This is a genomic window from Acinetobacter johnsonii ANC 3681, assembly GCF_000368805.1.
Taxonomy (GTDB): Bacteria; Pseudomonadota; Gammaproteobacteria; order Pseudomonadales; family Moraxellaceae; genus Acinetobacter; species Acinetobacter johnsonii.
Window position 1 is genome coordinate 71,061 of sequence record NZ_KB849705.1, and the last position, 15,394, is coordinate 86,454.

16 protein-coding genes and 1 pseudogene are annotated in these 15,394 nt (G+C 36.8%); 3 read left to right on the forward strand and 14 right to left on the reverse strand.

What is annotated here, in order from left to right; genetic code table 11:
* Positions 1 to 26: 26 nt before the first annotated feature.
* The 5 genes from F946_RS17150 to F946_RS04620 all read right to left on the reverse strand — a co-directional run bounded on the left by F946_RS17150 (position 27) and on the right by F946_RS04620 (position 4,816).
* On the reverse strand, positions 27 to 185 hold the full coding sequence (locus F946_RS17150) for a hypothetical protein (RefSeq protein ID WP_004979619.1): 159 nt from the start codon (positions 183 to 185) through the stop codon (positions 27 to 29).
* Between the two features lie 93 nt (positions 186 to 278).
* Positions 279 to 1,256, reverse strand: coding sequence for an acrylyl-CoA reductase (NADPH) (acuI, locus tag F946_RS04605; protein WP_004979621.1), 978 nt, complete (start codon positions 1,254 to 1,256; stop codon positions 279 to 281).
* Positions 1,257 to 1,337: 81 nt separating this feature from the next.
* Positions 1,338 to 1,982, reverse strand: coding sequence for a TetR/AcrR family transcriptional regulator (locus F946_RS04610; protein WP_004979625.1), 645 nt, complete (start codon positions 1,980 to 1,982; stop codon positions 1,338 to 1,340).
* Between the two features lie 424 nt (positions 1,983 to 2,406).
* Positions 2,407 to 3,300 carry a LysR family transcriptional regulator gene (locus F946_RS04615; protein ID WP_004979627.1) on the reverse strand — a complete coding sequence of 298 codons (894 nt, stop codon included), beginning with the start codon at positions 3,298 to 3,300 and terminating at the stop codon, positions 2,407 to 2,409.
* Positions 3,301 to 3,634: 334 nt separating this feature from the next.
* Positions 3,635 to 4,816, reverse strand: a complete 1,182-nt coding sequence (locus tag F946_RS04620) for an MFS transporter (protein ID WP_004979628.1) — start codon at positions 4,814 to 4,816, stop codon at positions 3,635 to 3,637.
* A gap of 335 nt (positions 4,817 to 5,151) precedes the next feature.
* Between F946_RS04620 and F946_RS04625 the strand changes: the two genes are divergently transcribed.
* Positions 5,152 to 6,216 carry an alpha/beta hydrolase gene (locus F946_RS04625; protein ID WP_004979631.1) on the forward strand — a complete coding sequence of 355 codons (1,065 nt, stop codon included), beginning with the start codon at positions 5,152 to 5,154 and terminating at the stop codon, positions 6,214 to 6,216.
* A gap of 1,349 nt (positions 6,217 to 7,565) precedes the next feature.
* Here F946_RS04625 and F946_RS04640 read toward each other — a convergent pair.
* The 7 genes and pseudogenes from F946_RS04640 to F946_RS04675 all read right to left on the reverse strand — a co-directional run bounded on the left by F946_RS04640 (position 7,566) and on the right by F946_RS04675 (position 12,561).
* A complete protein-coding gene (locus tag F946_RS04640; protein WP_004979634.1) occupies positions 7,566 to 8,885 on the reverse strand; it encodes a zonular occludens toxin domain-containing protein in 1,320 nt (439 codons plus the stop codon).
* A 147-nt stretch (positions 8,886 to 9,032) separates the two neighbouring features.
* Positions 9,033 to 9,233, reverse strand: coding sequence for a DUF2523 family protein (locus F946_RS04645; protein WP_004979636.1), 201 nt, complete (start codon positions 9,231 to 9,233; stop codon positions 9,033 to 9,035).
* A complete protein-coding gene (locus F946_RS04650) occupies positions 9,233 to 10,261 on the reverse strand; it encodes a virulence factor TspB C-terminal domain-related protein (protein WP_228128099.1) in 1,029 nt (342 codons plus the stop codon). The genes F946_RS04645 and F946_RS04650 overlap by 1 nt, the downstream gene beginning before the upstream one ends.
* Positions 10,262 to 10,311: 50 nt before the next feature.
* Positions 10,312 to 10,533 carry a hypothetical protein gene (locus F946_RS04655; RefSeq protein ID WP_004979638.1) on the reverse strand — a complete coding sequence of 74 codons (222 nt, stop codon included), beginning with the start codon at positions 10,531 to 10,533 and terminating at the stop codon, positions 10,312 to 10,314.
* Between the two features lie 304 nt (positions 10,534 to 10,837).
* The gene (locus F946_RS04665) at positions 10,838 to 11,140 is read right to left on the reverse strand and encodes a hypothetical protein (RefSeq protein ID WP_004979641.1); all 303 of its coding nucleotides are present in this window, start codon (positions 11,138 to 11,140) and stop codon (positions 10,838 to 10,840) included.
* A gap of 3 nt (positions 11,141 to 11,143) precedes the next feature.
* A pseudogene (locus F946_RS04670) lies at positions 11,144 to 12,292 on the reverse strand (replication initiation factor domain-containing protein).
* 50 nt (positions 12,293 to 12,342) lie between these two features.
* Positions 12,343 to 12,561 carry a hypothetical protein gene (locus F946_RS04675; RefSeq protein ID WP_035326439.1) on the reverse strand — a complete coding sequence of 73 codons (219 nt, stop codon included), beginning with the start codon at positions 12,559 to 12,561 and terminating at the stop codon, positions 12,343 to 12,345.
* A 109-nt stretch (positions 12,562 to 12,670) separates the two neighbouring features.
* Between F946_RS04675 and F946_RS04680 the strand changes: the two genes are divergently transcribed.
* Together F946_RS04680 and F946_RS04685 are read left to right on the forward strand one after the other, a co-directional pair.
* A complete protein-coding gene (locus F946_RS04680; protein WP_004979651.1) occupies positions 12,671 to 12,862 on the forward strand; it encodes a hypothetical protein in 192 nt (63 codons plus the stop codon).
* An 80-nt stretch (positions 12,863 to 12,942) separates the two neighbouring features.
* On the forward strand, positions 12,943 to 13,389 hold the full coding sequence (locus F946_RS04685; RefSeq protein WP_004979653.1) for a hypothetical protein: 447 nt from the start codon (positions 12,943 to 12,945) through the stop codon (positions 13,387 to 13,389).
* Between the two features lie 191 nt (positions 13,390 to 13,580).
* On the opposite strand, the gene F946_RS04690 is transcribed toward F946_RS04685, so the two are convergent.
* Positions 13,581 to 13,904, reverse strand: a complete 324-nt coding sequence (locus F946_RS04690; RefSeq protein WP_080632290.1) for a helix-turn-helix domain-containing protein — start codon at positions 13,902 to 13,904, stop codon at positions 13,581 to 13,583.
* On the reverse strand, positions 13,889 to 15,220 hold the full coding sequence (locus tag F946_RS04695; RefSeq protein WP_004979657.1) for a type II toxin-antitoxin system HipA family toxin: 1,332 nt from the start codon (positions 15,218 to 15,220) through the stop codon (positions 13,889 to 13,891). Before F946_RS04695 ends, F946_RS04690 begins: the two co-directional genes overlap by 16 nt.
* Positions 15,221 to 15,394 lie beyond the last annotated feature (174 nt).

Genomic DNA, 15,394 nt, shown 5'->3' on the forward strand with positions numbered 1-15,394 from the left:
AAATTATTTTGTGTAAGTCCCATTTTTTATAAATGATCTTTTAATCGATCATCGAACTGAATCGTAAAACAATTCATTGCTAAACTAATACATTTAAATATGGCTGTCATTTGGTTTAAATCTTCAGGAGTTTTTAAACCTTTAGCTAATTCAGCTGTCATACTTTTGATTGTAGCTTCATCCATGTGAAGTACCTCTTTTTATTATCCTCAGTAGGATAAATGAAAATTAAGTACTTACACAAAATTTAGAACAGTCCCACAACTCATTTTGTTGAACTATATCTGTACAACAACTCTACCTCGAATTTTTCCATCTAAAATTTCATTTGAAATATTTAAAGCATCTGTTAACTGAATTTCAGTAGTTACTGTTTCTAATTTTGTTTGATCTAATTCTGTAGCCAAACGTTCCCATGCTTCTTTTCTTAATTCGATTGGTGCCATCACGCTATCAATTCCATATAAGGTAATCCCTCTTAGAATAAATGGAGCAACTGTTGCTGGAAAATCCATTCCGCCTGCCAAACCACACGCAGCAACTGCACCACGATATTTTGTACTAGCACATGCATTGGCTAAAGTATGGCTTCCAACAGTATCAATCACGCCAGCCCAAACTTCTTTGTTTAATGGCTTTCCTGGGGAAGATAATTCAATACGATCAATAATTTCACTCGCACCTAGATAGGTTAAATATTCTGACTCTTGAGGTCGACCAGTTGAAGCTGTAATCTCATAACCAAGATAATTCAAAATAATAATGGCAATACTACCTACTCCACCATTTGCACCTGTCACTAAAATTTTTCCATCACTTGGTTTAATACCATGTTTTTGTAAAGCCATGACACACAACATTGCGGTATAACCTGCTGTACCAATAACCATCGTATCTTTAAAAGAAAAAGCAGAAGGTTTTTGTATGAGCCAATCACCAGAAACAGTGACTTGCTCGGCTAGCCCTCCAAAATACTTTTCACCCACTCCCCAACCATTCAGTAGAACTTCATCTCTTTCTTTCCATGCTGGATGTTTTGATTCAATTACAACACCTGAAAAATCTATACCTGGTGTTAACGGAAAACTACGAACCACAGGTGAACGCCCTGTAATTGCTAAAGCATCTTTATAATTCAAAGTTGAATATTTGACTTCAACTCTAACCTCTTCTTCTTGTAAAGGCTTTGATGCAATCTCAGTAATTTGTGATGTGTAACCTGCTTCATCTTTAGTAATTACGATACCTTTGTACATAGAACTTCCTCGCTATTTAATTAGACTACTTGTCTAGAATTAATTAAAAAATAAATGCAGACATCTGCATTTATTTTTTAATTAACTTTTTACGTGATTTTGTTGTTCTACAGCTAAAGTAAACAAACGATAAAACGCATCTAAAGGACTTATTGATTTGACCAAACGTGCTCTAAGAACTGCGCCTTCCCATCCAATCCAAAATTGATAAGCAGCTTCATCACAATCAGTTACGCTATATTGTGAATTTGACTGATGTAGGCAATCAGAAACCAATTTCTCCCATACTTTAAAAATACTTTCAATTCGGGCAATGATCTCTGATGGCAAATACGAAACTTCTTGTCCTAAGTTACCCAAAATACAACCTCGTTTAAAATCATATTTTTGCAGTTTTTCACCCGCATCTTTTACAAAATTTTGCAGCCTTTCTAGTGGGAAAAGATCAGTTTGACTTAAAAACTTATTCAATCTCTTCACAAAATAAAGCTCATAAGCATCTAAGACTTCTAAAATAAAAGCCTCTTTATTTGCAAAATAATGGTAGAAAGACCCTTTAGGAACTTGAACTGATTTCATGAGATCGTCCAAGCTCATAGCATTCATTCCACGTTCGGTCAGTAACTCGATACCTCGGCGGATTAACACTTCTTTGGTGTCTGCATAGTTACAACCGTGTTTGGTTGGTCGACCACGTGGTCTTTTGGGTAAAGAAGAATAATTCATATAATGAAAATAGACTATGTGACTAGAAATATCAACAATAAGATTATTTGATTGAAAATTTTATCTAAACGGCATCTATTTCTTTGCTGGGAGAACTTAGCCTTTTATATAAATGTACTTAAAAATTCTACGAGTTCATGAACTCATTTTTAATAAATTCCTATTACTTTTATTCAAAATATTGAAATTAATAAATATATTGTAAAAATAATTTATAAACTAGATTTTAGGTAAACATAAGTTAAATAAATAATACCTTCCATTTTGTTCATTAATTCTGATATAGATTAAATGAGGTTCTATTCTCAGTCAAATTTGTAATGCACTTTTATATTTGCTTCAGTTAAACAAGTTTTCCTCAAGGTCTCATTTCGTAAAGAAATAGCCAGAACTCCCATGAGCTTAATGTGCCACCAACAATGATTTAATTTATTCTTAATGTATCAATAACAAGTTTCAAAGCTGGTGACTGCTGTCTACGATGAGGATAATACAAATGAAATCCTGGGTAGGCTATTGCATACTCATCCAATACTTTTATTAATTGCCCTTGTAATAAATTGTCCTGAATAAGCTCTTCAGGAATGTAAGCAATGCCTTCTCCAGCTAATACTGCATCAGCAATAAGCTCAGAATCATTAAAGACCCATTGCCCAGAAACTTTAATTTTAGTTTCAATGCCTTCAACCAAGAATTCCCATTGATATAATCCACCTTGAGTAGACAATCGATAGCCAATACAGTTATGTTGAATCAAATCTTGTGGTTTTTCTGGGATGCCCTTTAGCGCAAGATATTCAGGCGATGCCACCACAACCATTCTGACATCTGTACTAATCCGAACAGCGATCATTCCTTCCGCTACCCGACTACCAAAACGAACCCCTGCATCAAAACGTTCCGCTACAATATCAACCATGCCATTATTTGCAGTTAGCTCAATATTGATATCTGGATAAAACTGCGTTAATTGCTTTAATTTCGGTAATAGCACATAACGGATAGCATGATGACTTGCATTTATTCTTACATTTCCCGCTGGTGTATCTCTTAGTTTCGACAGTAATGATAATTCATTATCTATATGATCAAAACTTGCTCCAATCGTCTGTCTTAGCTTGTCACCAGCCTCTGTTGGAGAAACGCTACGTGTAGTCCGAGTGAGCAACAACATCCCTAAACGCTCTTCTAGTCCACGAATGGTATGGCTCAAAGCAGACTGGGAAACACCTAGCTTACCTGCGGCTTTAGTAAAACTACCTTCACGAGTCACCATCAGAAAGGCATATAGATCATTATAGTTCTCTTTTGTAATCATATAGATCCTCTATGGTTCAGTAATTTAAGTGTTAATATTGAAATAATACCACTTAGAAACGTATGATTTATTAATCCTATTCATGACTCTATCCCATTTTAGCTCCTTGCTCATACATTTTCGTATTTCTATAATCTTTTATGCTTCGCACAAATAATTGAAGTTAAAAATAAAAAATCTATTATTCTTAAAAACTATAAGAGATTTGAACATGGCATATTCCCTCACCACGTTCATTATTAAAAGAAATATATAAGCTCTAATCCAACATTCTGCTCGTGACAATGCTTATTTCTTTATTCATATCCGTTTATGAATTTCCGATTTAATTGAATTACTTTGTCGTCAAACGTGATACTAAAATAGAAGAAATAACCAAAATAAGCGCGCTGGCTACAAAAGTTATCTGATAACCACTATGGTCAAATAAAATTCCACCCAGTGTTGAACCTAAAGCAATTGCAAGTTGAATCACCGCTGCCATTAAACCGCCACCCGCTTCTGCATCATTGGGCAAGGTACGTGCTAACCATCCCCACCATCCCACAGGCGCTGCTGTTGCTAAGAACCCCCATATGCACAGTAATACTGCAACGACCATCGTCCAAGTTCCAAAAAATACGAGTGACAATGCGATAACAGCCATCATGATAGGAATAACGATCAAAGTTGCATAAAAACGACGCTTCAAGAACGTATTAATTACGGCAGTGCCAATAAATCCCATAATCCCAATACCTAGTAAAATAAGTGACAAGGTCGAAATATCAACTCGGGTTATGGTTTCTAAAAATGGTCGTACATAGGTATAAAGAGAAAACTGTCCCATGAAAAATAAACTGATCGCTAACATACCCATCATAACGACTGGATTACGCAATAACCCCAAAATGGATGATTGCTTTTCTGTTTGACGAGAAGTAGCTGGCATTGAAGGTAAACTCAACCATTGCCAAATAAAAGCGATGATAGCCACAGGAACTAAGCATAAAAATGCACCACGCCAACCAATGATTGAGCCTAGATAACTTCCTAAAGGAGCAGCAATCACCATTGCCAAGGCATTACCACTGTTAAAAATTGCTAATGCTTTAGGAACTTGTGAGCTTGGTACTAATCGCATTGCCATTGCGACTGACATCGACCAAAAACCACCAATCACCAAACCAATCAACGCACGACCTAGCATATAAATTGTATAGTTTTGCGCCAATGCCACGATTGCACCTGAAACTGCCATAATGGCCGTTAAAACTAACAAAAGTGTTTTACGATTCATATCTCCTGCTAAGCGAGAAATCGTCAAACTTGTGATCACAGCAAAAGCACCTGAAATTGCAATTCCCTGTCCAGCCAAACCTTCTGTAATATGAAGATCTGTTGCAATCGGTGTCAGTAAACTCACTGGCATAAACTCTGATGCAATCAAGGCAAAAACACATAAGGTCATTGCAAAAACCCCACTCCAGTAGGCAGGAGCTTCTACGAGGCTTTCTTTTTCTTCAGGGTTAAGCATTGACTATCTCTACTCGAAATTGGAGTAGCAATTATAAAAATAAGGTTCAACTGGAATAAGTAGCTTAAGCCGAATAGAGTTATGTATATAATTCATGAATCATAATAGTATAAACATCGTATTTTTCGCAGTTTTTAGTATTTACACTTTTAAAAAATCAAATAATTTTTATTTAAATACATTATTTTCAATTACTTAAAATACCCACCACCCAATTAATGAATATAAATCATAAGTCTATGCTGTTTTTTTAGGCTAATACTTCTTAGAAAGAATAGATAAACTCCTTTCAATCCCTAAATTTATGAATCATCTTTTTACAGGAAGCTGGAATCATGCAATCACATATAAAGAAATTCCGTAATGCAACTCTAACAGCGACCCTCATTGCCACAATGGGTTTATTTTCTTCAACTTCAACAATGGCGGCAGATATGCCAAAAGATGCAGATAACTTCTATCAAAGTAGTCAGGTCACGATTCAAAAAGTTACGTTTAAAAATCAATACAACATGAATGTTATCGGTAATTTATTGATTCCTAAAAATTTAAATAAGAATACTAAAGCTCCTGCAATTATTGTGGGACATCCAATGGGAGCGGTGAAAGAACAAAGCTCAATGCTTTATGCACAGAAATTGGCAGAGCAAGGCTTTATCACTTTAGCAATTGATTTACCTTTCTGGGGCGAAAGTGAGGGACAACCTCGCAACTTAGTTGCCCCTGAACTCTATACAGAAGCCTTTAATGCTGCGGTAGATTATTTAGGCAGTCAAACCTTTATTGATCGTAATCGTATTGGCGTATTAGGTATTTGTGGTAGCGGTAGCTTTGCGATTAGTGCAGCAAAATTAGATCCTCGTTTAAAAGCCATTGCGACTGTTGCAATGTACGACATGGGTGCGGTAACACGTAACGGTTTAAATCACTCCCAGACGCTTGAGCAACGTAAGAAAATGTTAGAAACAGCAGCAGAACAACGTTACTCAGAGTTTCAAGGTAAAGGTAAACAATGGATAAACTATTTACCTAAAACAGTCGATGCCAATAGCGATCCTATTGTAAGTGAATTTCATAACTTTTATCGAACACCACGCGGAGCAGCAATTCCTACGGGCCAGACTTTGGAACAAACTCAAAATAGAGCTTTAACCAGTGAAGTTAGATTTGTGAATTTCTATCCATTTAATGACATAGAAACCATCTCACCTCGCCCAATGCTTTTTATTACTGGTGATCAAGCGCATTCCAAAGAGTTTAGTGAAGATGCCTATAAACGTGCTGGTGAGCCTAAAGAGTTGTACTACGTTAAGGGTGCAGGACACGTTGATCTATATGATCGAGTTGATGTTATCCCTTTTAACAAATTAACTGACTTCTTTACTAAAAACTTGAAGTAATCTTCAGTTTAGCCAAGTTGTGCTGACTCAAACCAACTTGGCATTTTTTAATTGAAAGTCCATATTATTGCCCAACCATGATGAGAACGAAAAATAAAGTTAGCCTTATTCTGATTACATTAGGCAGATTTTTACCATCTGTACTACTTTACATCGTCCCCAATTTGGACACTTTGAATAGCCACTGATTTTGTAGACACCTTTTAATTAGTGGTGGACTGCCACTACTCTCCTAGACAAATTTAGCCTTTTCCTAAAACCTTTTTAGTAGGAAAATATGCATTCATAGCTAGGTTCATGAACCAAATATTTTATAAGTTATCACTTTAGTGCGCTAAGTAATTAAATTTATTGTTTATTAAACATAAATTTAATTGTGAACTAGATTCTAGGTGAACATAAGTTAAATAGCATATCCAAGACTGTAGCCTACGCAACCTCAGTTGGTGCTACAGCTCGACATCGTGAATCTCAGTAAAATTATATTCACGATGCCGAGTACGCTAATGAACATAATATACGTTATGCCGAAATCTACGCGCGCAGTCTATCAATGTGATGATCTAACTTTATAAAAAACTGTTTGAGCTGATCTATTTCTTTATCGTTGTCTAATTCTGAATTTTGCAGTTGTTCTAGCACGGTTTCCAGTAGATCACGCATGTACACATAGTCAGCCTTGGTTAAAACGCCCTTTGATCTGTCATAGCTAACAGTCTTGTAAATGTGTCTGCTAGGCATCGTAAAAAAGCCAAAAAGTTAAAGCAAATAATGAAGCAACAAACCAAAGTTCAAGAACATTCATTGTTGTATATCCAATCTTTACCGGCATCTTATTTATGCCTATGTTGTCAGTTCGCGCCTACGGACGCTCTAGCCTTACCGTTGTAATCTAAATGGGAGCTTGTAATCAAGGAGAAGTAAATCATAAATCAAGCCCTCGAATCACTCGTAGACACTCGTTCTGCAAATATAAGAGATAGCTAAAATGAAAAGAATCTTACTAATAAGCCTAATCTCAACTAGTACATTTGCAACTGAATTAAAGTTCACATATCCAACTTATAAACTTGAATACAACCCAATAACACAAAAAATCAAAGTTTTATCGAAATCCAATAGCACTAAGATATGTGATAAGGAAGTCCATGGAGAAAAAACAAAAGCTTTAATTATTCGCAACTTAAAAGATAAAAATGTGAAATCTGTAGTTATATTTAGATGCTTTAGAGAATAAATATATCAATCAAAAAGTTTTAATGAGCCATTAAGACTTAGGACAATATAGAGATAATAAAAAGCTAAGAAAGCTAATAAAATCCAAAAAATAAGCTGTAAATAGAGTCGAATCATAATGAATGTGCTCCAGTAATTATACGGCTAGGTTTTTGATCTAAAGGTATCGGTTCAACAACTTCCTGAGGATTTGCATTATTAGATATTTGAGGGTTTTCTTTAGGAGTTGCATAGTCATAAGCGATCACCTGTTCAGGCTGTTTATATGGATTAAACGGTCTATCACCTGCCATTACACGTTTACATAAGTCTTTAGGTGCATCATGCAAGATTGTGCCTTGTGTGTCATAAGCAACACCATTCATACAACCTGAAAATACTCGATGAGCCGTCACTGGTGCTGGTGTCATGTATGAATAATCAAATGGATTATCAGGTTTGTATTGGTTTGCAATTTGATCGATAGAATTTTGGTTTAATGCTAAATTTTTTTGGTCTTGAACTTGGGGATTCTGCAAGTCTAGATATTGTTCATAGGTTAAGCCCATAAGTTCAGCATTCTTTTTATCAAGCGCAATCTTTGTAGGATCATTAGCCGATAATTGAACAATTTCTGCTTGCTGAATCTCTGCTGCTTCTGCTTGATTTGAACCATCACCCAAAATACCGAAGAAACCAGTCTTACTGGCAGTCATAAATGAATAGCCAAATAAAACAACAGGTATACAAGCAATTAGCAAATACTTCTTGGGAAAGTATTTTTTAACATTATGCTTTTCAGACGAAACATAAAATTTGTATAGATGCTTTGGATAACGCCAAAATTGCTTATCTAGTGCTGATTCAGCAATAGATTTACCCCATGTTGTCTGTGCTTCACCGAATGTCCAAATAACAGCCTCATCACGTCCGTATTTACGACGCATAACATAGTGAAGTGTGACATTACCCAAAACGTCAGAATTTAGCTTTGTAGGCTTTTGAGTAATAAGGACGATTTCAATACCAAAGTGTCCATGCATAGACATGGTAAATCCAATATCTAAAATTTCCTCTTTACGTTTCCTAAGAGCTTTTGCATAGGCTGTTTGAAGTTGAGAAAGTTTGTTTTTTCTCATTGTTTCAGTCATTTCGGCTTTTTCAACTTGTGCAATTTGTTCCTCAAATTCAGGTATTGCCAAGTTTTTTAATAGGTCTTTTTCTGAAAAAGCAGGATGTTCATGTGCTTCGTCATAAACTAATACAGCATCGTTAGGAAGATCGCGCCAGTCGAAAGGATTGTGTAGAGATGAATTGATGTGAAAGACACCTGGTATTTTAATACCAACAATATTTGTATAAACAGGTCTACCCTCGTTTAAGTATTCAAATATGATCTGAATACATTTAAGGGTCTTACCTGTCCTGATTGGTGCTGAAATTAATATAGCCATAATAATTGCCTCTCGAAAGCTAACGAACGCTCAGGACGTCGTCGCTCCCTCCTCCTGCTTCGCTTATCGTTAAGCTTTTCCGATTGCCAATTTTGATGATTTGATAAATGCAGCAGTACCAATTGATGACATGACAACAGACAATGCTTAGGGGATTTTTAGAATGCCTAAAACACCCATAATGTTTGCGGGTATATTTTGGTATAGGCCTAACATTTGGGCTTGAGCTTGCATAACAAGATCATTGATAAAAGTATAGGAAAGGAAAGCTAGCCCTGCTCCAAGCATTAATTTGGCAACTAATGAAGATGCAAAGGCAGCTAAAATCGTGATTAAAATAGCAGGCATTAGGATTTACTCACTATGATGTACGCGCCAAATAAATAAGAAATAATTAAAATTAATGAGCCGAAAAACTCTAAGTTGTCACACCATTCATCAAAGGAAAATGATTTATTAAAATTGAACTGAGGAATACGAATGGTCATCTCTGATGGACATTGAGCACGACTTGTAAAAATATTTGTGTCAAATGTTTGGGGGGTAATTTCTTTCTCAGGTGGATCTTGGTCGCCAAATATGTCATCTCCTAAGTCTTCACCCTCAAGCCATTTGGTTAATTCATCAATTAATGAATTCGTTTCATCTATCTTGGCATTGGTTTCTGACATGTCGACATTAACATTGACATCACCTGTACCACCGTTTGATCCACCAGTGTCACTGCCACCCTGATTTTGATTTCCTGCAGTAATAGCGTCTTTAATAGAATCAAGCTTGTCCCCAATAACATTCATAATGTTTTCAAAAATGGTTTGTTCTTCAGGTTTATCAGTTGGGTTTGTAGGGTCTTGAGTAACTGGAGGTGTAGGATTCGTGTCAGTAGGTTTAGGTTGTCCACATTCCTGCCCCGTAGAAATAGCAGTACAAGTCATGCCCGCTTCAAAATCAACATCAACACAGGCTCTTAATTTATATTGGCACTGGTTGGTGCAAACGTATGAACCTGAACTAGTAGGTACTTTCAAATCAACTGATGTAGCACTAGGACAATCAACAGCTTCTGATAAAACTGGATTATTGAGTTTTCCACCATCACTTCTTGTAATTGAACAATTGTTCTTTGTCGCTGTTGTGAGTGAATAAGTGAATGAACCACCATTACTGAGAGTGCTATTAAAATGCGCTACAAGTGCTTGGCATGTAGCTGTAAAGCTGCTTGTTGATGTTTGTGACTTATATCCTTGAGCATAAAAAAAAGCATTAGCAATGGATGGGAATAGAAATAAAAAAACTAAATATTTAAATGCTTTCATCTGAACCCTCAAATATTTAATTTCTTTAAAAAAGGCGGTAAAAAGCCAAGAAAACAACAACTAAAATGATCCAATTCAAATCGCTTTCTGTCATTTTCTTGGCTCCAAAATCACTTGCTGAAGAAACCGACAACTTTACGTGAACCCCAAATGAGGACTGCAACACCAAGCATGAAAGCTACTACAAGACCAATGTTGTCTTCGGTTGAGTTACCAGCAAGAGCAGCAGCTACATCAAGAGCAGCATTTGCATTAGTTGCTAGTACAGAGGTTGATAAAACAGCACCTACACCGTATGTGCCGACTTTCTTTTTATTGATAATAGTTTTCATAACTATCCTCCAAAAAAGCGCAATATTTTTTTCGACGACCAGATCAGCGCATATATTCCAATCGCCCACTGAAGAATGATGTCTCTATCAGCGTTAGTTAAAGTTGGCAGAAAGCTAGCCTCCTGCCATTCTGTACATACGGGCAAATCATCTTGTGTTTGTAATGTTTTGCACTCGTATGCCATTTCTTAAAATCCTTAGCCTTGGCACTTGGATAAGTGAAAAGGCATGTTGTTTTTGTGCATTAAATTGAAGCATTTGGGACATTCGCTGATGTCGGTTCCAAACAGCACGAATTTAATGTTCATGCAGGTTTAGCCTGTGGTAGATAGACATCTAGGCAGACCAAATTTGTCTCTTTACCCGTTGAAACTGCTTCAACAAGCATTTCGCATTTAAGCGGTGCTTTAAGTGTTTTTAATTTTTCGATATTTGTATGGTCTAACCATTTGAATACCTCAATTGCATTGCCCCAGTTTTTACCCTGTGACTGATCCAAAGGCATTTCGACATACAAGGTCACGTAGTCATAATGACGACCTGTTTTGTCATCTTTGAAATCAACAGGTTTAGCGCCAACGATTGTTACTGGTGTTTTAAATTGCATTTTTTACATCCTCATTGCTGTCATTAAGACGTGATCCAACCGCTTTGGATAAGCAAATTGGTCTGTGTGTGAAATTAGATTGATCAGTTCTTCAGGTTCAAAAATCTGCTTAAAGAAATTGATATATTTGCCCTACTGCCGTTTGAGCGTCGCAATTGCTGCCTTTGCAGTAATGGTCGAATTCTTTTTAAGTGTTTCAATACGTGCAGGCTGAATATGCGGTGCAATGTCTTCAAAGCATGGATAAGCCGAAAGTAAATACTCAGACGGAGCAAGCAACATATCGAAAGGCAAAATACGGTCTACAGCCTTGAACTCAACTTCACATCGTTGCCAGTTGTCGTCAGGATCACCCTCTGCCCTGCCTTTTTCATACAAACGCAGATATTTACCCGATTCACGACTACCAATATTTAAGGTACGACCGCGACCATTTGGACGTTTTCAATTGCCTTTATATTCAATATTTGGAGCACGATTTCCACATTGGAAACCGCCGATATCGTCTTGATAATTACCCCAATCAACATTGATATGCTTGCCATCAAAGTCATCATGAGCTAAGTCGATACGGGTTAACTTTGCACGTTTGGCAATATTGGTCAGGAATGTATATAGACGTTTTTCCCAACCTGAGTCAGCAAAGGCACAGCCTTTACCTGAAAGCATCACTAGGATGGTATTTCGTTGGCCACCAATGCAGACCAAACCCATATCTTGACCAAGAACGTAAGATTGTTTGTAGAAGTTACGACCGCTTTTATTTTGGCTTGTGGTCGAAAATCCAAAGATATGCTCTAAATGTTCATCGAATGCGATTATTGTATTCATCCAACGATTTTCATCGGTCGAATCTTCCGTATTTAGGAAGCGATCCCCTACTGTTTCAATTCCAATAGTGAAATTCACCCAGTCCACTACGGCAATTTCATTATCCGCAGGTAAACGACATTGAACTGGCTTAGCGCCTGATGATGTTGAAATCATGTGCATGTATGGCACAGGGTTTTCGCGGGCGAATGGCAGCTCTAAATCCCAATCCGCAGTGTCCATGCGTGACGGCTGATTAAGCTTTTCCCCCATCTTATTAGAGGGGGTTTTCAATCCCCACTGTAAACTCGCTGTATTCGATTGTTTTTTGTTCTCAGGCAGATCAATTTCGTTAATGTAGTTTCGGTTAAGTGACCAATTTAATTCAGGCATTAGTTGATCCCCATTGAACGCATTAAGTCGTTTTCTTGTTTTATTGAATCGCAGTATTCAGCAACTTTGGCAGAACGGTAGCCCCACTCTGTCATGCACATTTCAATATGAAAAAGAACCTTTTCGGTTTCGTAAGCAGGATTTCCCCCAATAATTAATTGACAACCACGGTCAAAAATTATCTTTGCAACTGTCTCGAAGGCTTGTTCTTTAGTCATTTGTAATTTGTAATTTGTCACAAGTTACATTTGACTGTAAAATAACATGTTAGATGTTACAAAATAACATGTAATACGATATAAATTACAAATCACATGGAGCACTGAAATGTCCACTACAGTTAGAATTCGAGATGAAGAGGAAGAAATGCTTCAGGAACTTACTTTAAATATGATGATTGAAACGAAATCCCGCATAAAAGAATCTGATGTTCTTCATACACTTATAAGAAAGCATCTAAAAGATATTAAGACTTCAGACGTAATGAAATATCGTGAAGAAGTACTAAAAAAAGACTGATTATCTATGTCGATCCAGACTATTAGATTTATAAATAAAAAAGGGCGAATTAATCGCCCTTCTCTTCGGGAAATAAAATTGTGGCTATTGGATTATTCTGCCTAATTTTAGGGTTTATAGTTGGCTATCTCTGGAGAGACTCGAAAGAGCCAAAAGAGAAAGTAATTAAGCAGCAAAAACGAAATGTCTATTTGAGCTATAACGAAAGACAGCGTGAAAAAATGCGTTATGCAAGTGATGCAGATAGAATCAGACAGTTAAACTTACTTTCTCATAATGAAAGTAAGTTTATGCGACTACTTCAACATCAATTTGAAGAATACAAATTGGTGGTTAAAGACAGACGTTTTTACATTGCAGATCAAGACAATTACCCTATTGCTATCTTTGAATATCGCGATGGAACAAAAGAATTAAGGGCCGAAGATAAGGAAGACGGTCTCCCTGTTTTTTTATATAAAGCTATGATTTCAAGTGAAGCTATTGCAAAAGATAAGCTATCGCTAACTCGATGTCGCATAACGTAATTTTATGTTAAATAGCATATCCAAGAATGTAGCCTACGCAACCTCAGTTGGTGCTACAGCTCGACATTGTGAATCTTAGTAAAATTATATTCACAATGCCGAGTACGCTAATGAACATAATATACGTTATGCCGAAATCTACGCGCGCAGCCTATCGATGTGATGATCAAAATAGCTTCAATATTAAGTTTTTAATCACTAGATGGCTGAATAACCTTGTGAACAATATGCTCATGTGTCGGTACGAGGCCGGCTTTTAAGCCAAGTGGTTTAAACACCTTATCTAATACGACCTGAGTCAGTTGACCTTTGTCCTGTTCAATGTCGGTTAAAGTACGCCGACTGATTCCAACCATTGCTGCATATTTTTCTTGAGATAGCCCCAATACATTTTTGCGCAAGTGGCTCAGCAGTTGCCCCAAGGTAATTTTACCGAATAAATATTGCGTATATAAATCAATGAGCAATTGCTGACGGTCAAGTGGCTGATTTTCCTTTTTCATAATAGCTCCCATCGACTCAATTTGGCTTCAATAAAGTCATATCCTAGACCTGGCATATCTATAATCGTTTGGGGAACACCTTTATTGATTAATTGCTGTTTGAGACCAATAAGTTTGCTCGCCAATGTTTTCAATGTACTTAAAGAGATATGTGGTTCACACCAATGTGCAAGATTTTGGCTAATACCTTCCCAGCGGTATTCCCCTCCTTCTTCATACGGACTTCCCCATGTTGTTGATCTCATCACAACTTCTGGATCGGCTTTCATTGGGGCAAAGTCGTAAATTGGAGCAAGAAATATTCGTCCTGATTTTTTTAAGAATGACGTATTACGGCCGTGATTATCTGAGTTACCAAAAATGATATTCAGCAAATCCCTTTGTAACCACTCACAAACGAATTGCGAAGAATCAAAGTTTTTGTTCACTGATTTTAATAAGGTACAAAGCGCGTCTATGACCTCAAAATGATTTAAATGGCTCCCTGGAGTTTTATTCAATACGGAATAAACCGACTCAAGCCCGAGTCGATGCCATTGTTGATTACGCCACTCTGTGTCAAATCTCGGCAGCCATAACGAAGGGTATTTCTGACCTTCAATCAGCTTCATCTGAGAAGTTTCAATTGTTGTAAATCCAAGTTCATTCAGGACATGATAAAAATGATATTCTGCTCTCAATATGTCGCAATCTATTGCACTACGCTTATTTCGAGGGAATTTAACTAGATAATGCTGATCTGGTTCATCAAAAGAATTTTGATAGGTATCAATCCAAATCTCCTGATCCTTTGATACGCGAATCAGTAGTTTTGGAGCCTCACCACCTGCACCAGTTGCACCGCCACTAATTGCACCCATTTGTTGTGCGTATTCGAGAAAATCAACATTTCGTTCCGTAACATCATCAGTAGTGAACTTGCGTAAGTGCAATGTTGATTCTGGATTTATTGGTGGAACTGACTCCTTAACTCTTAGATTCCCTACAGGAGCAATTGTGCCCTTTTCCAATAAAGTAAAATCTTGTTCTGCTGGCGAAAGTTTTTGCAGACCTAGATATTGCACTAAATAACGTCGAGCAGCACCAGACGGAACAATATCATCTAAAAAACTAAACCAGACTTTCGATTCATGTTGAATGAGAATCTGAACAGGAAGTGCTAAGCTACAGGCATGTTCATCTCTCTTATCTAGATATGAAATGGCATATTCTAATTCGTAGGATAACTCACTCGCACTTGCAGAACCTTTATGTGGTTCTAATATCTTGAGTTCTGCTATATCTAGCCATTCTGTATCGAGAAGAGCTTGGATCGTTAATTTTTCCATAGATATAAATGAGCAAATATTTTCTCAAAAATATCATAAAATAAAAAAAATGAGAATATATTTGCGCATTTTATGGTAATTTAAATTGAATGAGCAAATATTTGCTCGATCAATAGCTGCAGCTTCTTCCAATACTACAAATATAGAGCTCATCCACATCAGACAGTACACAAA